Annotated in this window: 13 protein-coding genes and 1 CRISPR repeat array; of the genes, 6 read left to right on the top strand and 7 right to left on the bottom strand. The window is 49.5% G+C overall.

What is annotated here, in order from left to right; genetic code table 11:
* Positions 1-560: 560 nt before the first annotated feature.
* Genes AAC022_RS13535 through AAC022_RS13525 form a run of 3 tightly spaced genes read right to left on the bottom strand, consistent with a single transcriptional unit; the run spans position 561 to position 2,524 of the window.
* Positions 561-1,124 (bottom strand): SUKH-4 family immunity protein, encoded by a 564-nt coding sequence (locus AAC022_RS13535; protein WP_339731707.1) that lies wholly within the window; start codon positions 1,122-1,124, stop codon positions 561-563.
* Positions 1,111-1,473, bottom strand: coding sequence for a hypothetical protein (locus AAC022_RS13530; RefSeq protein ID WP_339731706.1), 363 nt, complete (start codon positions 1,471-1,473; stop codon positions 1,111-1,113). The genes AAC022_RS13535 and AAC022_RS13530 overlap by 14 nt, the downstream gene beginning before the upstream one ends.
* Positions 1,474-1,519: 46 nt before the next feature.
* The gene (locus AAC022_RS13525; RefSeq protein ID WP_339731704.1) at positions 1,520-2,524 is read right to left on the bottom strand and encodes a 6-bladed beta-propeller; all 1,005 of its coding nucleotides are present in this window, start codon (positions 2,522-2,524) and stop codon (positions 1,520-1,522) included.
* A 351-nt stretch (positions 2,525-2,875) separates the two neighbouring features.
* On the opposite strand from AAC022_RS13525, the gene AAC022_RS13520 reads away from it, so the two are divergent.
* The 4 genes from AAC022_RS13520 (at position 2,876) to cas2 (ending at position 8,915) form a co-directional block, all read left to right on the top strand.
* Positions 2,876-4,189: a PDZ domain-containing protein gene (locus AAC022_RS13520; RefSeq protein WP_339731702.1), complete on the top strand. Its 1,314-nt coding sequence runs from the start codon at positions 2,876-2,878 to the stop codon at positions 4,187-4,189.
* A gap of 332 nt (positions 4,190-4,521) precedes the next feature.
* Entirely contained in the window at positions 4,522-7,539 is a 3,018-nt protein-coding gene (cas9, locus tag AAC022_RS13515; protein WP_339731700.1) for a type II CRISPR RNA-guided endonuclease Cas9, read from the top strand.
* 144 nt (positions 7,540-7,683) lie between these two features.
* Positions 7,684-8,622, top strand: a complete 939-nt coding sequence (cas1, locus tag AAC022_RS13510) for a type II CRISPR-associated endonuclease Cas1 (RefSeq protein WP_339731698.1) — start codon at positions 7,684-7,686, stop codon at positions 8,620-8,622.
* Between the two features lie 2 nt (positions 8,623-8,624).
* The gene (cas2, locus tag AAC022_RS13505; RefSeq protein ID WP_339731696.1) at positions 8,625-8,915 is read left to right on the top strand and encodes a CRISPR-associated endonuclease Cas2; all 291 of its coding nucleotides are present in this window, start codon (positions 8,625-8,627) and stop codon (positions 8,913-8,915) included.
* 48 nt (positions 8,916-8,963) lie between these two features.
* A CRISPR array of direct repeats spans positions 8,964-10,188; the repeat unit is 36 nt; unit sequence AGTGTATTCGATCCTTACTCGTAATCAATCCGCAAC.
* 10 nt (positions 10,189-10,198) lie between these two features.
* Here cas2 and AAC022_RS13500 read toward each other — a convergent pair.
* Both AAC022_RS13500 and AAC022_RS13495 read right to left on the bottom strand, forming a co-directional pair.
* On the bottom strand, positions 10,199-11,500 hold the full coding sequence (locus tag AAC022_RS13500) for a hypothetical protein (RefSeq protein ID WP_339731695.1): 1,302 nt from the start codon (positions 11,498-11,500) through the stop codon (positions 10,199-10,201).
* A 171-nt stretch (positions 11,501-11,671) separates the two neighbouring features.
* Entirely contained in the window at positions 11,672-12,952 is a 1,281-nt protein-coding gene (locus AAC022_RS13495) for a glucose-1-phosphate adenylyltransferase (protein ID WP_339731693.1), read from the bottom strand.
* A 321-nt stretch (positions 12,953-13,273) separates the two neighbouring features.
* Here AAC022_RS13495 and AAC022_RS13490 point away from each other — a divergent pair, with 321 nt between their 5' ends.
* Positions 13,274-16,636 carry a PVC-type heme-binding CxxCH protein gene (locus AAC022_RS13490; protein ID WP_339731692.1) on the top strand — a complete coding sequence of 1,121 codons (3,363 nt, stop codon included), beginning with the start codon at positions 13,274-13,276 and terminating at the stop codon, positions 16,634-16,636.
* Between the two features lie 282 nt (positions 16,637-16,918).
* Positions 16,919-18,256: a replication-associated recombination protein A gene (locus AAC022_RS13485; RefSeq protein ID WP_339731690.1), complete on the top strand. Its 1,338-nt coding sequence runs from the start codon at positions 16,919-16,921 to the stop codon at positions 18,254-18,256.
* Between the two features lie 114 nt (positions 18,257-18,370).
* Here AAC022_RS13485 and AAC022_RS13480 read toward each other — a convergent pair whose 3' ends face one another.
* On the bottom strand, positions 18,371-19,015 hold the full coding sequence (locus AAC022_RS13480) for a hypothetical protein (protein WP_339731688.1): 645 nt from the start codon (positions 19,013-19,015) through the stop codon (positions 18,371-18,373).
* An 819-nt stretch (positions 19,016-19,834) separates the two neighbouring features.
* On the bottom strand, positions 19,835-21,574 hold the full coding sequence (locus AAC022_RS13475; protein WP_339731686.1) for a SulP family inorganic anion transporter: 1,740 nt from the start codon (positions 21,572-21,574) through the stop codon (positions 19,835-19,837).
* Between the last annotated feature and the right edge of the window lie 122 nt (positions 21,575-21,696).

Below are 21,696 nucleotides of genomic sequence, written 5' to 3'. Positions count from 1 at the left end.
CCGCGTTCGCAGTACCTTAGTTATTTCTCTGAGAATTCCACTCTGTTTCATTACAGAATTTCATTCTCTCACACGAATGCTCATCGATTCCCTTCCTGTTACAGAAACTCGGAATCCGCTTCCCCATCATCAGCTTGACACGTTCCCGAACCGAGCCATACTGTGTCGTACATGCGTCGCGCGTGCGAGGCACATATTTCTCGTTTGCTCTCATTGCCTGTTCTTTACTCGACTTAACGAAATCATCATTTAAGAGCCCCATTTGATGAGAAGAAACAATTCACAAGCATTAGAGAAACGTTTTACTCTACAAATACAGAGTATAACCGATATCACTGAGCCGCCCCAGTTCAGTCTGTGCACTGCGACAAACACGAGCTATCGATACGCTTCGGCCATGCTTCAACGCCAGATCACTACATCTCGGTGACCGTTCACCCCCTTATCAGAGACGTTCGGCTAAGGGCATATCACGCAGACAGCAAACCCACACTTGACCGCTGGACGCCGATCTAGATAACTAACCGAACTCAAGAATTGATCAGCTCACTTTAGAATCGTTATGCGCGTTCTTCTTGAAGATTTTCTATTGCTTCGCCCCAGAAACAATCAGGCTGTATTACGACAGGATCAATCCGTTTCAATTCGCCGATGAGCCATTCCTTAAGGTCATCAGGAACGTCACCATCAAGCCAGGCGTCCTCTCCATTGCGTTCCTGTGTGTCACGTACTAACTGACGATAGGCTACTAACGACTCTGCTAATGCCGGTATCGATGAATTCATCAGCACGCGTTTGAAGTTGAGGTCATGATTCAGAAAAACCACCTGACCGTTCTCTGCTTCATCAAGACAGACAGTATCGCCAGAGTCATTGTTGCCAATTTCACGATATCGACGGAATTCCGTGTTCTTGTTCCATGCGTCGGCGACACTCGGAAGTAAATGTCTGCCGGATGTGCCAAAACCCAGAAAGGGAGCTGCGGATTCAGGCAATCCGGAAGAGGTAAGAAACTCGCGAGATTCTTCAGGAATGGAAATTCCCGCGAGTGCGTCTGCTGAAAAAAGAACCAGCTCCTCATCTTCATCATCACACCATCGATCACGAAATTCATCTGGAGTCATTTGCTCGTTCTCCCTTCAGTGGCCAGTCAAAGTGCAAGTATCCAAGCAGATCGGGTCCATGACTATAAATCTCAAATCGATGACGTAATTTTGCACGCATCAGTGCATCGGAAACAAGTCTTGCCTCGCGTAATAATTCCTCGGCGGAATCAGCGTCCGCATTAATCACAGGGTCACCGAGATCACCGCCGTACTCTTCGAAAGCAAAGCATGCATTACCGCTCAGTAAAACCTGAATGGAATAAAGCCCGACAGACACATCGAGACCTGCCTCATCTAATATCTGAGCCATCTCTGATTTCGTCGGCCATTCGGCAAGTTCACCAGCGATCCAGCCTGATGTATCCATGAGGATTCCTCACTCTTTATACACATGCGCCACTTGCATCCCAATCCTATTTCACGCGCACCAGCTTCATCAGGCGGCCGGAAACGTTCCAGTCCTGCACATACAGGTTGCCCTCTTTGTCCCAGTACGAACCGTGCGTGCCGCTGAAGATGCCTTCGCGCCACTTGTCTTGAGGCACATTAAAATTCACGCGGGTCTTCGGGTCTTCGTTATTACCGAGTACCGCGACGATAGTGTTGCTCTTGTCCAGAATCACCAATCGACCATGCAGGTCCGGCACCGAAACGTAATCTCCCTGAATGGAAACCGAGGTCGGCATGCCCAAGCCGGTGATCACTTCTTCGATGAATTTGCCATCCAGATCGTAATGCAGCAGGCGGCCTTTAGGCTGATGGTTCCGGTCACAGATCAACAGTCGCGGCGGGTCGTACCGTGTATCCAGCGTCATCCCGTGGGCGGTGTTGAATTCTTTCATCCCGTTCCCTTTTTTGCCGAAGTGCGACAGATACTTGCCTGTCTTGTCAAACTTGAAAATATAATTACTTGCGTAACCGTCCGACAAAATGATATCGCCATTCGGTGCGACGGTAATCGCAGTCGGAGCGAACTTCTTCAGATCGAGCCCCGATTCTTTCGGGAATGGCAGCTTGAGGATCATCTCTCCCGTCAGTGCATTGAATTTGATCCCCTCGGCGTTCGCATTCCGTGCCCCGTAAATGAATTCGCCATCTGCTTCTTCGCGAATTTCCATATCATGAATGTTGGAGTATTCAGGCCCCAAAAACCGACGTACGACTTTTCCATCGGGTGAGAACACTACCACGCCGATCCGGGCACTCGTGTAAATGTTGCCCGCTTTGTCAACGACGACACCGCCGTGCGTCGGCCCTAATACAGAGCGGCCCTGCTCGTCATAGCCCCAGCCCGGCACCGTATCAAAGGTCATAATCCCGCTGCCCATTCGCACCGGAGCCACCTTCTCCGCTGCAAACCCTGGCACCGCCAGACAAAACACAACAGCCGCCGCAATTGAACACAAGCACTTCTTCATAATCCGGATTCCTGTTTATTGAATATCTAGGTTAAAAAATCAGTCCTTCAGCATCGCCTGATACAGAGTAAGGCGAATCACTCCAGTATCCACGGCCCCGCCGCACATTGCAACCAGCGGACACAAAAAGCAGTATCCAGTGCTTTCCGTGCTACCAACAATCCTCATTTCGCCCCAAAAACTGCTGAAATTACAGACTTTCCATTTTTTCTCAAATTTCCTGTAACAGATTTCCGCGGTTCTCGCTGAGTGAAGTAGGCAGGCATGTGACCTGCAACACACATGGGGACGGCCAGACCATATTTTCTGTCGTTCACCGCATTCTGGTACGAGAGAAAAGGATCTAGAACAATGAAACGCTTCGCACTCAGTATGGTTATCATGACAATGGTGTTCGGCACGGTTTCCCTGGACGTTTACGCCAAAGGCAACGGTCGCTCATCTGGTCGTTCAGGCCGATCAAGTATGTCTCGCTCAAGTCATTCGGGAGCACGCCGGAGTTCATCCAGCCGCTCGCCACAACGCTATCAGAGCCGGTCAACGAGTTCGCGATCGCCGCAACGCTCCACAAGCCGTAACTCCACCACGCGAAATGTTCGCCAGCCGCAAACACGAACCACCCGCAATCACCGCGGCGGTAAAACAACCACCTTCCGTGATCATCGCGGCACAACAACGCGACCACGGGTTGTGAACTCGGCTCCCAAACCACGCCCCACAATGAAACCGATCAATGGTCGACCAATGGGCAACGGAGCCACACGGCCACAGACAAAACCGTTCACGGGGATGCGTCCTCGTCCCGGTAATGGCGCACCGAAACCACGGCCTTCAATCAAACCCATCGATCCGGGCATCGGCAACAGGCGACCTGGCAACGGTGGAATTCGTCCTCGTCCCGGCAATGGCGCACCGAAACCACGGCCCTCAATCAAACCCATCGATTCGGGCATCGGCAACGGACGACCTGGCAGTGGCGGAATTCGTCCTCGTCCCGGTAACGGAGCACCCAAGCCACGGCCCACGATCAAACCCATCGATCCGGGTATCGGCAACGGGCGACCTGGCAACGGCGGAATTCGTCCTCGTCCTGGTAACGGAGCACCCAAGCCACGACCAAATGGACCACACAAACCAGTACCCGGTCACCATGGTGGCGGCAATGGTGGCGGTGGGCACCACGGAAATGGTCACGGAAATGGCAACGGTCACGGTCACCATAACGGACACCACGGCAAACCCTGGTTCCACGCTCGCCCCAACTACTGCCGGTGGTGGTTCAACTACTGCACACCGCTGCAAAACTGTCGACCAGCTGACTTACACTACTGTGACTACATCTACCCGACGTGTGATTATGTGACTCCCGGTGGTCTGGTTGTGGAAGACGCTCGATGGTATCTCGGTATGAAAGGCATGATGTTGCCTGGTAAGGGAGTCGGCGTGGAGTCCGTCGAACCAGACTCGCCTGCCGCAGCAGCCGGACTGGCTCCCGGCATGGTCATCACAAAATGTAATGGAGTCGCGATTACCGACAACGATGTCTTAGCCCAGGTCATCGCCGAATCCGGCGGCGTCCTGGAAATGGAACTCTACGAAAAACTGGACGGCCCGTTAATGGGAACCACGGTCGAAATGATCCGTCTCCCCGCCGCCAGCTTCTAAGAGAGATCAGCGAATGACTCGCAATGCAACCCCGATTAAACGTCCGACGAGGTCTGAACCTTGTCGGGCATTTTTTTGTGTTTGGGGGAGAGCAGTAACAAGCACGCACGACTCCCCGCGCATAAAAAAGCCGCCCTGCGAACAAAGCGGCCAGGTATCCCGTAGGATACTACTTGCGAATGTTTCTTCTTATTACGGAAAGATATTTCACAAGTAAGGATCGAATACACTGTCTTAACTCTACATAATTGATACCCATCTGTCAAGCATATACAATAAAACATTCATATAACTATGATCGCACCATGTATCAATCCTTTGAGGTACATCTTATGTCACACAAAGTTCTGGGAATCGATATCGGTACTAACTCTCTTGGCTGGTCACTCTTAGACGATGAGGAAGGACGTATTCTGGCGACCGGTGTCCGCGTCTTTCCCGAGGGCGTTGACCGAACCCAGACCGGTGGCGAAGTTTCCAAAAACGAAACCCGCCGCACCGCTCGTGGCACACGCAGACAGACCCGACGACGCAGGGAACGCAAAGAGACCGTCCGCAATGCGCTAATCGAAGCGGGGCTCTTTCCCAAAGATCCCGAACAGCAAACGCAGCTTCTGGAACAGAACCCCTACGACCTGCGGCAAAAAGGGCTCACCGAAAAACTGACACTACAGGAATTCGGACGTATTCTCTACGCACTCTCTCAACGTCGCGGTTATAAATCGAACAGCAAAACAGACCGCAAAGATCAAAAAGCAACCGACGGATTGTTGGCGGAGATCAATCAGCTTCAAAGCGAGATCGAGGAAAATCATCACAAAACGTTGGGAGAGCATTTTGCCAGCGAATTACAATCTGGCAATCCGATTCGCGGCCGTCATACACTTCGGGCGATGTACCTGGAGGAGTTCGAACAACTCTGGAATGCGCAGGCCAAACACCATCCCAAAAAACTGACAGCGAAACTCAAACAACGCTTGAATAATCCAGTCGAAACAGAGACCTGGGTTCATAAGGGGCTCATCTTCGGCCAGCGAAAAATGTACTGGAAAAAATCAACCATTGGTAAATGTGAACTGGAAATGAAAGAAGTTCGCTGCGAAAAAATGGACCGGCTGGCTCAACAGTTCCGCCTGTATCAGGAAGTCAATAATCTGCGTCTGATTGAATCCGGCACGGAACGCAGGCTTTCCCCCGAAGAAAGAGAAACACTGCTCGAGTATTTATCTACCGGCAAAGAACGCACCTTTGACCAAATTCGAAAAAAGTTGAAACTGTATCAAAGCGCGAAATTCAATCTTGAAGAAGGAGACCGGTCTAAATTACTGGGGATGCCCGTTGACGCCCGTCTCGCGCATAAGAATATTTTCACGAAAAAATGGTATCAACGCCCCGAACAGGAAAAAACAGAGATCGTGCGTTTCATTCTCGACCATGATGATACACCCGACCTGATTGAGGAAAAAGCACTCAATGAATGGGGCCTTGATGAAGAAGCCACTGCCGCGTTATTAAAAATTGACCTGACAGAAGGTCGCGTCAACTATAGTCGCAAGGCGATTGAAAAACTGCTTCCCTTCATTATACAGGGCCTACCTCTCACAGGAAAAGATGACACTGAGAATGCTCTGCACAAAGCCGGTTATTTACGGGCAGATCAACGCAGCAAATCAAAAACGAAAAGACTGCCTGTCCCGCCCGATATTCCGAACCCCATTGTGAAACAGGCACTGCATGAAGTCCGTAAACTCGTTAATACATTAATCGATGAATATGGAATTCCCGACGCGATTCATATCGAGATGGCTCGTTCGGTCAGCGGTTCTGCCGACCAACGGCTGCAGATGTCACTCAAAATGCGGGAACGCGAACGGGAACGAGATGCCGCCGCCGATTACCTCCGACAGGAAGGGTTTCAGGTCTCGCGCAACAACATTGACCGCTATTTGCTCTGGAAAGAACAAGGCGAACATTGTGCTTATTGTGATAAAAACTTTTCGCCTCCCACTATGTTTAACGCGAATAGCGAAATTGAAGTCGATCATATCCTGCCCCGCTCGCGCAGCCTGGATAATTCCTGGATGAATAAAGTGGTTTGTTGTCGAGACTGCAATAGTGCCAAAGGCAACCAGACGCCGTTTGAATGGTTGTTTAAAGTGTCACAGAAACGGTACGACAAAGTGCTGCAAGGTGCCGCTCGACTTCCCTACCTGAAACGCCAACGATTTTCTCAACCAACCTTGGAATTAAATGACTTTCTGGAACGCAACCTGGTAGATACGGGCTATATCGCCTCTGAAGTCCGGAAATATATGAGTCGCTTAGACACCGATGTCATTTGCACCAAAGGTCAGTTAACGTCTCTTTATCGCCGGTACTGGGAACTGAATAATATCCTACACGACGATGGCTTGAATATCAAAAATCGGGACGATCATCGTCACCATGCCATCGACGCAATTATCGTTGCACTGATGAACCGGAGCAACTTACAAAAACTTTCCGGATTTTGGAAAGCAGCCAGACAAGCTCATCTGAATCAGCCCTGGAAGAACTTCCGGTCCGAAATCGAAGCGGCTGTAAACAGTATTCATGTTTCGCACCGCACCAGACGAAAGATCTCGGGCGCCCTGCATGAAGAAACGATCTTTGGTGCCACGAAAGAATCAGCGACTACCTATGTACGCCGCAAACCGATTTCTTCAATCAATAATACGTCACAAGTCGAAAAGGTACGCGATCCCCAAATCAAACAGATCATCAAGGAATATCTGCAACAGCATGGGGTTGATATTGAGAAGAAAAGCCTGAAGATCAACGAAAAAATCTGGGCTGACGGCGTCATTATGCCTTCAGGTGTCCCTGTGAAAAAAGTGCGCATGCTCGAAGAGAGTACCGGCATGCTCCAGATCCGGCCCAACCAGTTTACAGCCCCCGGCAGTAACCACCACATCGAAATCTATGAGTTGCTCGATGAATCGGGAGAGCCAATCCTGAACAAAGACGGTTCCCCAAAACGGGAAGGCACTATTGTCACCATGTTCGAAGCAGCACAACGGGCGAAAAACAAGCAACCTCTGATCAACCGAAATCACGGTTCCAAAACCCGCTTTGTGATGTCGTTGGGTATCAATGAAATGATCCTCTTAGATGTGGGACAGGCTGATCCCGTTTTACATCGCGTTCAAAAACTAAGTCTGGGGCGAATCATTCTGCGTCCTCACACCTATGCTGGTCAGGTTAATAATTCAGATAAGCCTCCACTCGTTCAACGTAAATCTCCCAACACACTCCGAGGCCAAAAAGTAACCATCGATTTCCTCGGTCGGGTGCGTTGGGCCAATGATTAAATTAAAAACATGAGATTCTTCTGGCTTTTGGCTGTTTGTCCCCTATACGATATTAATTACCAGCAGCATTTCATGGATTGACTCTCTCACACAGTGAATCCACGGAGGGCTTCTTCGGTTTTACTTTTTCCCGAAGGTGCCTCGATGTTAAAACGTACGATTGAAATTTCCCGTGAAGCCGCCCACCTGACGACGCGGCACAAGCAACTCCAGCTCAAACGTGAAGGAGCCGTGGTCGGTTCGGTTCCTTGTGAAGACCTGGGACTGGTTCTCGTCGATCATCCGGGAACCACTTATACTCACAATGCCCTTACCGCACTGCTCGATGCCAACGCGGCACTCGTCGTCTGCGGGAAAGATCATTTGCCCAAAGGCATTCTGATTCCTCTCTCCGATCATCTCGAAATCGTGTGGAGGATTGACGAACAAACCAGTGTTTCCAAGCCGGTCCGTAAACGACTCTGGAAACAGATCGTCCAGGCGAAGATCCGCGCCCAGGCCGCCAACTTGACCGTCGACTCGGTACCGCATCGCAAATTACTCAACTACGCTCAAGAGGTTAAAGTCGACGATACTACCAATCGCGAAGCGGTCGCCGCACGACTTTACTGGTCGAGTTGGCTGGTGAACTGTGAAGGCCCTGATTCGGTCGACACCTTCCGTCGCGACCGAGATGGTGACGCGCCCAATAACTTTCTGAATTATGGCTACGCGATTCTGAGAGCCGCGATTGCCCGTTCGCTGGTCGCATCGGGTCTACTCCCGGCAATTGGCATTCATCATCGCAACCGCTCGAACGCCTTCTGTCTGGCAGACGACCTGATAGAACCATTCAGGCCTCTTGTAGACGCCAAGGCGCGAGAGCTTTATTTCGCAGGACATACCGACCTCGATCAGGAATCCAAACAGATCCTACTCGACCTGTTAACCGAAACGGTCGTTACCGCCGATCAGAGAGGCCCACTCATGGTGGCGATCAACCGCATGACCAGTTCCCTCGTGCAATGCTTTCAAGGGAAACGCAAAGATCTGGAGATACCCGTATTATGCATTTCAGCGGATACCGAAGCATGTGGATCGTAGTCATGTTCGACCTGCCCACCGACACGAAAAAAGCCCGTCGGCAATATACATTGTTCCGAAAGCTGCTTTTGGAAGACGGATTTGATATGATGCAGTACTCGATATACAGCAGGCACTGTACCAGCGAGGAAAAAGCCAATGTCCATATCAGGCGAATTGAGCAGAACATCCCCCCGGACGGCGAAGTGCGCATCCTCAGCGTCACCGACAAGCAGTTCGAAAAGATGCGCATTTTCTGGGGAAAAATGCGCAAACCAACAAACAAACCACCTCGCCAGCTCGAGTTTTTCTGACGCGTTTCTGCAGCAACTCCTTTCTAGTGAACGATTTGAGCAGGAAAGAGTGTATTCGATCCTTACTCGTAATCAATCCGCAACACTGACGTCGAAGAGGGTCAGGTTATCAACAGTGTATTCGATCCTTACTCGTAATCAATCCGCAACCAGAACTGAGTAGCGGTGTCGGGATTCTCAAGTGTATTCGATCCTTACTCGTAATCAATCCGCAACAACCGTTTCCGTAACTCCTCCAGCCACTTCAGTGTATTCGATCCTTACTCGTAATCAATCCGCAACAGTTTTTCGTTTGTGTACCTGCTCATCAATAGTGTATTCGATCCTTACTCGTAATCAATCCGCAACATGAGCCTGAAGGATAACGTCGAGACATTTAGTGTATTCGATCCTTACTCGTAATCAATCCGCAACCAGGCCGATGCAATGATCAAGGGTTATCTCAGTGTATTCGATCCTTACTCGTAATCAATCCGCAACGAATCAAGCGACCAATACGGTCGCCTTCAGAGTGTATTCGATCCTTACTCGTAATCAATCCGCAACTTGAACAACCATTCTCACCGACTTGGTATGAGTGTATTCGATCCTTACTCGTAATCAATCCGCAACAAACATCTGCCACCATCTCTTAAATACGGTCAGTGTATTCGATCCTTACTCGTAATCAATCCGCAACAGGGAATAGCTTCTTAAGATCAAGCTCTCCAGTGTATTCGATCCTTACTCGTAATCAATCCGCAACCAGCTTGCGTAAGTTACCGCCAGTTGCTGTAGTGTATTCGATCCTTACTCGTAATCAATCCGCAACATCCCAAGCTTTTCTTACTGTTCCTTGTGCAGTGTATTCGATCCTTACTCGTAATCAATCCGCAACCCGGAACTAGGAATCATCCAGTTCAGCCAAAGTGTATTCGATCCTTACTCGTAATCAATCCGCAACGAAGTTGCGATTGGAGACCTATTCGAGTGGAGTGTATTCGATCCTTACTCGTAATCAATCCGCAACCTTCCGGCGTTGTAATGTAGATCCTTTCAAAGTGTATTCGATCCTTACTCGTAATCAATCCGCAACAATCGGTAACCTACCAAGCTTTGACCCGTGAGTGTATTCGATCCTTACTCGTAATCAATCCGCAACAATTCATTCTGAATCGCTACATGTATAGCGAGTGTATTCGATCCTTACTCGTAATCAATCCGCAACTTTGAGCTGATTGGCGAGGAACTGAGATCTAGTGTATTCGATCCTTACTTGTAAACAAAGCGGCCAGACGGAAACTCTAATTTCCCAACTTGCCGCCTTCGGCTTCGAATACGCCTAACACAGCTTTCATCTGTTCTTTCTGTTTGGGAGTCACTTCGTATTTTTTTTCGGGTTCTCTTTCGTGGTACATGAATACGGTTTTAGAATTAATTATATCGTCGATCATCTTCCTTTGTTTTTTTTTCAAAGGCATCTCGTAATATTTCCAGCCGTTTAACATTTTCGCCAGCGTAATCTGTCCCCTGATCAACCCCATACTTTCTAGCCTGAAAAGTGTCTCATTCGATATTCTCTCCTGTGTCCCTAGCTTATCTAACACTTCGTCTAACATTTTACGCATTTGTTCAGAAGCGTTTGCGTAGATCTTATTGAAATTTGCATTCAATACTTTATTATCTTCTTTGCTTTTCTGTCTTAGCCTCGCTAGCTCTTCTTCCTCTGCTATTTCAAGTCTGATGTACTTCCGCTTTGCAACCAGCAGTGTGTTTGAGGCTTCTGTATATTCCAAACTGTCCTGACCATACTTTTTCGCTACAGCATCCAGTTGTTCCTGCGCAATTTGAATTGACTTTTTCGTTTCCTCAAACTGTTTATCAACTTCCAATTCTTTCTTAAATTCTGAATCATCGTAAGTAAGTTTATACTCAGCCTGATCAGTTTTAATCATAAAGCAGGACAGTGTTTCAGGATCTTTCCACAAAGGTGCATCAGGAAGAAACAGTTCCAACTGAATCATAAGCTGCAGTGGTTCTTTCCTTTTTTTCTTGAAATACAACTGAATATCATCATCGGTAAACCTGTGCAGACTCTCTCTAGCAGACCAAATTCGACATACTGTTAATTCCTCATCACGGCGCAACTGATCGAAAACCTGAGTGCGATAATACTCAAGATCAGTAAGAGGTTTAACTTGCACGTTGATACGCTCCCATTGATTCTCATTCCGCCGAATGACTCTCATTTCGAGAGCATCACTATATCTGATTTTTTGCAGGATCTTATTACCGTCAGTGGGCGTTTTTAGTAATTCACCATTGATGAGAAAAATGATATCCTGGTCTTTCAGACCGGCATCTTTTGCACGCGAACGGATTTTTTTTAATCTCGAACGAGAATAGACTATTTCCGCGATAAGCGCATTTGTGGTACGTGATGGAAACCGGGGAATCTCTTCTCCAGCTTCCCGCAGTGCTTTCTTGTAATCAAATACCTTAACCGTCCTAAAGCCCAACACAACATATTCCTGAGAAGGGGGATCCGCTGCGAATACAGTTAATGTACCGATCAGTAAAGTAGCACAAGACATTAGAACGCGCATGAAAAAAGCTCCTCATCCCTCAACCAAAACAGGCGTACACAAACCGCTTATACACTATTATGTACACAGTCCATCAAATTTCAAGCGAACAATAAAAAAAGCAGCCCCGGAAGGCTGCTTTCACTTGTTTGACTGTTGTTTGACTGTTGTTTGACTGTTGTTTGACTAGCGTTAGAGCTTCCACCCGTCTGGCAGCACGGTGCCTTTGGGTACGACGATAATGCCGTCGCGGATCAGGACGTCGGTGTGGTCGAAGTCTTGTTCGGTGTGGCCGTTGAGTTCGATGCGGACGTTTTTGCCGACGCGGCAGTTTTTATCGACGATCGCACCGTCGATATATGCCCCCTCATCGATGCCAAACGGAGGCAGGCTGTCGTCTGCTGTCTGTTTACACTGGTCTTGGTAGAAGTCGGATCCCATCAAGACCGAATTTTTAATCGTCACGTTCTTGCCAATCCGACAACGCAGGCCGATCACACTATTTTCAATCACGGCACCTTCGTCGATTTCACAACCATCGGCGATCAGGCTGCGATTGATGGTCACTCCTTCACAGCGTGTGGGAGGCAGAAAACGCGGTCGCGAATAGATGGGCGACTTCTCGACCACAAAATCGAACGGCGGATTCGGATGCGTCAGCGCCAGGTTCGCATCGTAGAACGAACGAATCGTGCCGATGTCTTCCCAGTAACCGTCGAAAAGATGCGCGTGGACTTTGTGCGTGCGAATCGACATCGGAAAGATTTCTTTACCGAAATCTTCGTAATCGGTCTTCTTCAACAGATCCACCAGCAGATCGCGATTGAACAGATAGATGCCCATGCTGGCCAGACAGTCGCGGCCGCGGCTTTCGATGCCCTGTTGATCGATCCACTCCGATGGTGTGCGGACCAGCGCCAGATCTTCTTCCGTCTGTGGTTTTTCCAGAAAACTTTCCACGCGTCCTGCATCATTCACTTTCATGATGCCGAATGCCGAGGCTTGCTCGCTGGAGAGCGGCACCGTGGCAATCGTTACATCGGCCTGCGAGTCGATGTGCGTCTGCAGCATTTCCAAATAATCCATGCGGTAGAGCTGGTCGCCGGAGAGAATCAGCACGTAGTCAATGTCTGGCTGTTCGATGCAGCGGATATTCTTGCGAACTGCGTCAGCCGTGCCTTGATACCAGTCGGCCCCTTCCATGGTCTGCTGGGCAGCCAGAATTTCTACAAAGCCGCCACCAAAGGAATCGAACTTGTACGTCTGGCGAATATGACGGTGCAGACTGACCGAGTTGAATTGCGTGATCAGATAAATGCGGCTCAGTTCACTGTTGATACAGTTCGAAATCGGAATATCGATCAACCGATATTTTCCCGCCAACGGAACAGCAGGTTTGGAACGATACTGAGTAAGCGGAAACAGACGTGTGCCCTTCCCTCCCCCCAGGATGAGGCTGACGACATTTTTCATAGAGTGACCCGATTCTAGTGCGTGACGTACTTGATAACGTAAGTTCGTACATTTTTATAAGCAAACTTAATGAACTGTCTGCCCGTTGATAACTGTCTTTCGTATATACTTCATGTTACTCAGATTTCGGCGTTCTAGCCAGTTTATAAAGACCTGTACTCTGCAGGCTCATGAAAATTCTCGGTCTGATTCAAATCTGTATTGATCAGGCAATTTAGGAGAATTCCAGACTGTGAACTGCTTAACGCCAGCGTTAAGATATGATAAATTCTGCATCTATTCTGATTTTGATACATCATTGTCTCGCCGAGGAGTGTCACTTTGTTTCCTGCCCATTGTCTGAAATTGTTGTCGTTCAATCGTCGTACTCTGTCTGTTCTCTGTACCTGTCTGCTGTTATTGGCCACCGTGCAATTCAGTGTGCAATCCAGTTTCGCAGAAACGCCCTATACCCCCGCGATCGCAGAAGCCTCGAAAGAAGGCGCGCAGGCGATTCAAGGTTTCCGGGTTCCCAAGGGCATGACTGTCAGCCTGTTTGCTGCGGAACCCTTGTTGGCTAATCCGGTGGCATTTTGTATCGATGAGCAGGGGCGGTTCTATGTCGCAGAAACATTTCGCCAAGGAAAAGGCGTCGAAGACAATCGCGGCCACATGAACTGGTTGCATGACGATCTGGCAGCGGAGACTCTTGAAGATCGCATGGCGTACTTCAAGAAACATCTCAAAGATGACATCAAACAGTACGGACTCGAACACGACCGCATCCGTCTGGTGGAAGACCGTGACCATGACGGCAAAGCCGACCATGCGAGTGTCTTCGCCGACGGATTCAACGGGATTCTGGAAGGTACTGGTGCCGGTATTCTCGCCCGCGGGGGATATGTTTATTACACGTGTATTCCACATGTCTGGAAGCTCAGCGATACCGCCAACGAAGGCAAAGCGACACTGCGGGAAAAACTGAGTAGCGGTTACGGTATCCGGGTCGCTTTTCGCGGTCATGACCTGCACGGCTTAAAACTGGGTCCTGATGGCCGCCTCTATTTCAGTATCGGCGACCGTGGATATAACATCAAAACCAAAGAAGGCAAGCATTTGTTCCGGCCGGATACGGGAGCCGTCTTCCGCTGTAATCTGGATGGAACCGAGCTGGAAGAGTTCGCTTACGGCCTGCGAAATCCACAGGAACTGACATTTGACGATTACGGCAACCTTTTCACTGGCGATAACAATTCTGATAGTGGCGACAAGGCTCGCTGGGTGTATGTTGTCGAAGGAGGCGACACAGGCTGGCGGATGTATTATCAATATCTCAGCGATCGTGGCCCCTTCAACCGGGAAAAGATCTGGCATCCTGCACACAAGGGACAGCCCGCTTACATGGTGCCCCCGGTGATCAATCTCGCCGACGGCCCTTCCGGACTTGTGCATTATCCGGGCGTTGGTCTGTCTGATCGCTACAAAGATCATTTCTTCCTGGCCGACTTCCGTGGCACTCCCTCACGTAGCGGTATTCGTTCCTTCGCTGTAAAACCCAAAGGTGCGTCGTTCGAACTGACCGATTCCCATGAATTCATCTGGCAGATTCTGGCCACCGATGTCGACTTCGGCTACGACGGCAGTATGTATGTCAGCGACTGGGTCAATGGCTGGAACGGCCTGGGCAAAGGCCGGATCTACGAGTTCACCGATACCGAACACGTCAAAGCCGCTGAGCAGGCTCATTCAGCCGAACTCATGAAAGAGGGTTTTTCTCAGCGTTCCGTTAAAGAATTGACGAAGTTGCTGGCACACCCGGATCAACGTATCCGCATGGAAGCCCAGTTTGCACTCGTCGACCGAAATGCACTGGATGCATTACGGACTGTGGCTCTCGACTCTAAAGATCAGCTCGCCCGACTGCATGCGATCTGGGGCATCGGCCAACTGGGACGTAAAACGTCCTCTGCGGTTTCCGGAATTCAAAGCCTGCTCAAAGACGCCGACAGTGAAGTTCGTGGACAGACTGTAAAAGTCACAGGTGAAGCGGGCTGGAAAGCAGCAGTGCCGACTCTCATCGAACTGGTTTCTGATCCGAATGCCCGCGTGCAATATTTCGCGGCGGTGGCCCTTGGAAGTCTCAAAGCAGCCGATGCGATTCCCGCACTGTTTGAACTGCTCAAGAAAAATAACAACGCCGACCCAGTACTGCGGCACGCAGCGATTCTGTCACTGGCACGCATTGGTGATGTCGAGCAACTGATCGCAGCCGCGAATAACGAATCAGCGGCGGTACGACTGGGTGCTGTTGTTGCGTTACGACGCCTGCAACGCAAAGAAGTCGGACTGTTTCTGCAGGACTCTGACCCACTGGTGGTACTCGAAGCAGCCCGAGCGATCAACGACGAGCCAATCCCCGAGGCAGTCTCTGATCTGGCAGCCGTTTCGATTCGCTCTGATCTGTCCGACCCATTATTACGTCGTGTGATGAATGCCAACTTCCGCCTGGGTGGAGCCGAGAATGCAGTGGCAGTCGCGAAAATCGCCGCTGACAGCAAAGTTCCCGAAGCACTTCGACTGGAAGCGATTGAAGAATTGAGCCAATGGAACGAGCCTTCACCCCTGGATCGGGTCTTAGGTCGCTGGCAGCCGATTCAAAATCGAAACGCTATTGAACTGACGGGCATTGTCGGTCCTATCGTTCCGGATCTGTTCCAGAGTTCGGAGAAAATCAAAACAGCGGGAACAGGACTGGCTGCGAAATACGGCATCAAGGAAGCGGCTCCGATGCTGGCAGAGCTGGTCGCCGATGCAAAGCGCCCCGTAGATGTACGTGTTGCGTCTTTAAAAGCGTTGGATAAGCTGGGCTATCCCAAAATCACCGACGTCGCAAAGGCTGCGATTAACGACAAACAAGCGGCACTACGGGTAACAGGCAGAAACGTGCTGGCCCGACATCAGCCAGAAGCCGCACTAAAAGAGTTGGAACAGGCCATTGAAAATGGACAAACCATTGAAAAACAGGGGGCGATCCAGACCTTGGCCGAAATGAAAAAACCAGCCGCGACGGAAATTTTAGTGCGCTGGATGCAACAACTCGCAAAGGGCGACGTTCCGGCTGAGATTCAACTCGACTTACTCAAAGCGGCAAAGCAGAAGCAGACTCCCGCACTGGACAAACTGCTGGTGACCTTCGATCAGAGCCGACCAAAAGGCGACGCGATTGCCGGTTATATGGAAACGCTGTCTGGTGGAAATGCGGCCCGCGGTCATGAGATCTTTTATGGACGTAGCGACACTTCCTGCCGCCGTTGCCACAAGATCAAGAATAACGGCGGCGAAGTCGGCCCTGATTTATCTGGGATCGGAATCGACAAAGATCGGCGTTATCTGCTGGAAGCCATTGTTGCCCCAAATAAATCAATCGCCAAAGGATTTGAAACAACGATGCTGGCGATGCTGGATGGAAAAGTTCTGGTGGGGATTGTGCGTAAAGAAGACGATAAAGAACTCATATTGATGGACGCAAAAGGGACCATCAGTCGGGTCTTGAAAGCAGACATTGACGAACGGGCATCGGGTAAGTCAGCCATGCCTGATGAGATTGTAAAACAGCTCAGCAAAGACGATTTGCGCGATTTGGTGGAATTCCTCAGCCAGCAGAAACAAAAACAGAAAGCGACTTCCAACAAACATGAGGGTTGAACATTGGTTGTTTCCTCTGGAATATATTTATAAAATCGTCTCCTTGTTTTACGTAGGACTGCTGGCTAAAATGAAGTCATAACGAAACAGAGAAATAAGCCTCTGCCTTGTTGATTCAAAATCGTGAGTTGACCCTACAAATACTAAACTGGGGACCCCCGAAATTCGGCTGCGTGTATATCCGGTATATCCGGCTCACACAACCCGGGTTATCAGGTTCCCACTTTGCAATCACGGGTTCTAATATACCCGCGTCTGAATCACTTGGTGGAGGTTTTTTATATGGGCTTGTTCGACCAGCAGGAATCCAGCAATCTGGAAAAAGCCAAGCCGCTGGCAGCCCGCATGCGTCCCCAATCGCTCGAAGAATTTTCCGGGCAGCAGCACTTTCTGGGTGAAGGCAAATTACTCCGCCGTATCCTGGCAGCAGATCGGATCGGCTCTCTGATCTTCTACGGCACTCCCGGAACCGGAAAGACGTCTCTCGCCGAACTCATCGCCCGCCAGTCGCACCGCCGTTTTGAAGCGTTAAACGCCGCGTCTGCGGGAATCAAAGAAGTCCGCGCTGCGTTGGACCGGGCTCGCAATGAACTGGCTACCGGCGGCAAGCAAACCATTTTATTCATCGACGAACTCCATCATTTCAGCAAGGTCCAGCAGGATGTCCTGTTGCCCGATGTGGAATCGGGGGTGGTCGCATTAATTGGCGCGACGACATCAAATCCGTTTTTCTCCCTCGTTTCGGCCCTCATCAGCCGCAGCCAGATCTTTGAATTCCAGCCCTTGACGCCCGATGAAATCCTGACATTGATGCAGCGTGCGCTCAGCGATGAGAAACGGGGACTGGGCCGCTATAACGTGACTGTGGAGCAAGAAGCCCTCGATTTTCTGATCGAAGTCTGCGATGGCGATGCCCGGCGTTCGTTGAATGCGTTGGAAATCGGCGTGCTTTCCATTTACGGCAGTGAACGCGTTTTCGACCTCGAAGTCGCACAGGAATCAATCCAGAAAAAGGCGATCCAGTATGACCAGGACGGCGATAATCATTACGATTCCGCCAGTGCGCTGATTAAGAGTATGCGTGGCAGTGATCCTGATGCCGCCTTGTACTGGCTGGCGCGGATGATTGAAGCGGGCGAAGACCCCCGTTTTCTAGCCCGCCGCATCGTCATAGCAGCGTCGGAAGATGTCGGCAACGCCGATCCGGCGGCACTGACTTTGGCAATGTCCGTATTTAATGCCGTCGAAAAGATCGGCATGCCCGAAGGGCGCATCTTACTCTCGCAAGCGGTCACTTATATCGCAACCGCACCGAAATCAAATGCAGCCTATGTCGCCATCGATGAAGCGTTGAGTGATGTCCGAAACAAATCACTGCTGCCGGTCCCCATGCATTTGAAGGACAGTCACTACTCTGGTGCTTCGAAATTAGGGCACGGAGAAGGTTATCAGTATGCCCATGCTTCCGAAGAGGGCTGGGTCGACCAGGACTATCTGGGAGTCGAAAAAGAATACTATCGCCCGGTCGAACGGGGTTTTGAAGCGACCATTCGCAAACGGCTGGAAGTCTTTAAGCAACGGCGCAAAAAAACAGGAACGGATGATAACAACCGTTCCTGATCCCCCTCTGGTGCATCTTCGTCAACTCAGCCTGTGTCCAGGTTTATTGTTAGCGTCTCCAAGGCCACTCAGACCGAGTAGTCTTGCATGAGTGACGCTATGGTTCGAGGCACTCTAGCACAGCGGCTGCTGCTTCAAACCGACAATTGTGATGGCCTTGGCGACTTCCCGTTCCTGCAATAACCCTTCCAGGCTCGGCATGAAATCAACCGACATATACCATTGCATCAAAACATCAAACATGGGTTCAATTGTTTCTTCTTGAATCCCAAATTCTGCTTTCATCGGCCTCGCTTCTTCTGGATCCATATCCTGAAATTGACTAATCAGTAAAAAGTCGCCTTCGTTAGACAGGTTCAAATGTAGATTGCGAATTTCCGATGAAAGAAAATGATCAACGGAGATGTGCACGTCTAATGGCCCCCCCTGCAGGTGACGACGTGCTTCATCCGGTTGTTCGTCGATAATGCGGGCCGCCGTTTCGCAGACAGCATAAACCATGCTCTCATCGACCAGGTCGCCTTCGACGTGCTCACTGGCCAGATGCTTGGCCCAGGTAATTGACAACAGATCCAGTTGGACGTGTGGTGGCACGCTCCGTAAAAATGGAACTTCTGTCAGAAAACCAAATGATTCAAAAGGATCATCTCCCACTTGCTTCGCCAGAGCGATTCGCTCCAGAGTGTCCATGAACGCAATCCGAAATGCGATATAGCTGAGAAATGTTTGAGGCAGAATGTCTTTGGAAATTGTAAGCATGTTAATAATCGCTTGGCAAAAGTTGTAGATCTCAGATGCTTCATGCAGTACTTAAAATAATGCCTTCAGGCACCGTCATGAAATCAGTTACACTTGGTAAGTGACTGGTATTACTTTGCCAGAGAGGTATCCCAAACACAATAAAAATGTTTTGAAAAATCTTCGAAATTTGATGGATTGATTAAAGTGCATGACTCTCTGTCAACACTGTAAAACAGGGCCTAAATTACTCACCGAAACATATCTCGTGCAGATCACGTAATCGTCAGCCTGGATCTGATTGATACAACCGTTACATTTCGTCATAAAACAGACCTGTTGTAATCATTTGCGCAATTTTGTAACCATCAGTGCGGATATTGAGGGGCAGAATCGGCTCATCAGCTGGGTGTCGTCACGTTCAGCATTCACGAATAATCAGAGCGACGACGGCCGTTTTTGATTCGCTGATCCAAACGCTTAACATGAGAGGGCCAATGGAATTGAGCCGTGATGTGTTGTAGTTGAGGGCGCAAGTCTGCGTCGAGCGAGTCGGTTTGTAGCGATTTTGAAAACTGGATCATTTTTGTCACCGATGATTCAGTCCAATAGCCATGGAACTATTTCTGGAAATTGGAAAAACAAATACTCCAAGAGACCAATGTGACTGGCGATTGGTAAAAAACGAGAATGCTGCTGGCACATTTACCATGTACTGCATTTTCGCTTTCCATCATCGCGCTGGCGATGCTCCCTCTGAATTCTGGCAACGGTATTCACACCGTTGCCAGAATTCAGAAAAGATTGCGCCGAAATATACATTGAAAGTCAGTGCACACTTCAAACCTTACTCAAGTTTTCCTCTTCAATGTTTGATTTGCCTGATGCCAGATCAGCTTCAAGTTCCTGAATTCTGAGGATGGCGTCGTTGAATGATGCCAGGCAGTGCCCGTCAGCTAGTTTTTCAATCACACGTAAACGAACTAATCTGCGTTCTACCTGTGGCCTTAAACCGGTTAAGAATACGATTGCCCCCTGTTGGTGTGCTTTTTCGATAATATCTTCCAGCAAATAAGCGCCTGACATATCTACCATCGGAACACGGGCCATACGGACAATCAGATATTTGTAATCTACCAATGCAGAAGATGCTCTATAAATGGTATCCGATACACCAAAGAATAACGGACCTTCCAGTCGCAATTTGAGCACTTTTTCCTTGAGTTCATCAGGCATATCAGCCTCACCGGGTAAGGGCCGACTCATTTCGTTCAACTTAACGACATCCTGTTCATAAGCCTGCCCCAGTTCCTGCACGATACGGACAAAGGCAATCGTAATTCCAACCCCCATCGCGACCAGCAAATCGACAGAGATCGTCAAAATCAAAACCGTCCAGAAACAGATCGAGTCTGTAAGAGGCATACGGTGCAAGACGGGCAAAACACGATAATCGATGATATCCATACCCACTTTGAGCAGAATCCCAGCCAGACAGGCCATCGGAATGTAGCTGGCATACGGAGCCAGTCCCAACATCAATGCCAGCAGTACCAGTCCGTGAGTAATGGATGCCAGGCCGGTTTTACCACCACACTTTATATTCGCTACGGTCCGCATGGTGGCAGTCGCGGTAGTCACTCCACCTACAATCCCACAGCCCAGATTGGCAATGCCCTGTCCGAAAATTTCACGGTCACTGTTATGCCGCTCGCTCGTCATATTGTCTGCAACCAGACAGGTCAGCAGTGAATCAAAGATGCACAGCCCGGCCAATGCAAAAGCCCCACCAATCATTTCGCCGAAGCGAGTAAAATCGGGCCAGTACATGTGAGGCAAACCAACGGGCATCGATGCAATGTATTCGATATCCTTGAAGCTGAAGAGATGCGCGATACTGGTTCCCACAATCAAGCCCAATAGAGGTGCCGGCAACCATTGTTTCTTGGTAACCCGAGGCCAGAGCAAAATGGTGAAGAAGGTCGCCAGTGAAATAATCAACGCATGCGGTTTTTCATGCATGATGTCATAAGGAATTTGTTTAATGGCGCCGATCACGGAATGCGGTGTCGCAAAGCCGAGCATCGGTGGAATTTCAAGTAAAATGATAATCACGCCGATCCCGCACATGAAACCGGACACCACCGAGTAAGGTGTATAGTAGATAAACCGCCCGATTTTCATCAAAGCGAGCGCGATACAGACCAGACCACTCAAAAAGACCATCGACATGGCAAATACAATATCCGGTTCACCGCTTGCCAGTTTGGTGGCAGCAATAATCGCCGCCAACTGAACGACTTTCGGACCAGTAGGACCACTAACCCCGGTATTGGAACCACCAAAGATCCCCACCAGAATACCACCACAAATGGCCGCCCACATCCCTGCTTCTGCTCCCAGGCCGGAAGCAACCCCAAATGCCAGAGCCAACGGCATGGCGATCACAGCAACCGTGATACCAGACAGGATATCGTTCGGCACATTGGTATGCATAATCTTGATGTTATGCCAGGGGTTAAAATCGTTAAGATAGTTTTTAAGGTTAAACTTTGGTTGATTCGAATCAATTTGAGACATGAACGAGATCCATTATAAAATGTGCCTGAATAATAACTCTCAGGATGAATGAAATAGAAACAGCATTCTCGGGAGAACTGCGCAGGCCACATGTAGGGAACCAGTCATTTTGCCAACGCCAA

The sequence above is a fragment of the uncultured Gimesia sp. genome (assembly GCF_963976445.1).
Taxonomy (GTDB): Bacteria; Planctomycetota; Planctomycetia; order Planctomycetales; family Planctomycetaceae; genus Gimesia.
Note: the sequence above shows the minus strand (reverse complement) of the source record. Positions and strands in the feature narration are given on the sequence as shown.

Bases quoted from the DNA above. Each gene is read 5' to 3' on its own strand.
- AAC022_RS13500 (WP_339731695.1), bottom strand. From the start codon at position 11,500: ATGCGCGTTCTAATGTCTTGTGCTACTTTACTGATCGGTACATTAACT.
- AAC022_RS13530 (WP_339731706.1), bottom strand. From the start codon at position 1,473: ATGGATACATCAGGCTGGATCGCTGGTGAACTTGCCGAATGGCCGACG.
- cas2 (WP_339731696.1), top strand. From the start codon at position 8,625: ATGTTCGACCTGCCCACCGACACGAAAAAAGCCCGTCGGCAATATACA.
- cas9 (WP_339731700.1), top strand. From the start codon at position 4,522: ATGTCACACAAAGTTCTGGGAATCGATATCGGTACTAACTCTCTTGGC.
- AAC022_RS13525 (WP_339731704.1), bottom strand. From the start codon at position 2,524: ATGAAGAAGTGCTTGTGTTCAATTGCGGCGGCTGTTGTGTTTTGTCTG.
- AAC022_RS13480 (WP_339731688.1), bottom strand. From the start codon at position 19,015: ATGCTTACAATTTCCAAAGACATTCTGCCTCAAACATTTCTCAGCTAT.
- AAC022_RS13495 (WP_339731693.1), bottom strand. From the start codon at position 12,952: ATGAAAAATGTCGTCAGCCTCATCCTGGGGGGAGGGAAGGGCACACGT.
- cas1 (WP_339731698.1), top strand. From the start codon at position 7,684: ATGTTAAAACGTACGATTGAAATTTCCCGTGAAGCCGCCCACCTGACG.
- AAC022_RS13485 (WP_339731690.1), top strand. From the start codon at position 16,919: ATGGGCTTGTTCGACCAGCAGGAATCCAGCAATCTGGAAAAAGCCAAG.
- AAC022_RS13535 (WP_339731707.1), bottom strand. From the start codon at position 1,124: ATGACTCCAGATGAATTTCGTGATCGATGGTGTGATGATGAAGATGAG.
- AAC022_RS13475 (WP_339731686.1), bottom strand. From the start codon at position 21,574: ATGTCTCAAATTGATTCGAATCAACCAAAGTTTAACCTTAAAAACTAT.
- AAC022_RS13520 (WP_339731702.1), top strand. From the start codon at position 2,876: ATGAAACGCTTCGCACTCAGTATGGTTATCATGACAATGGTGTTCGGC.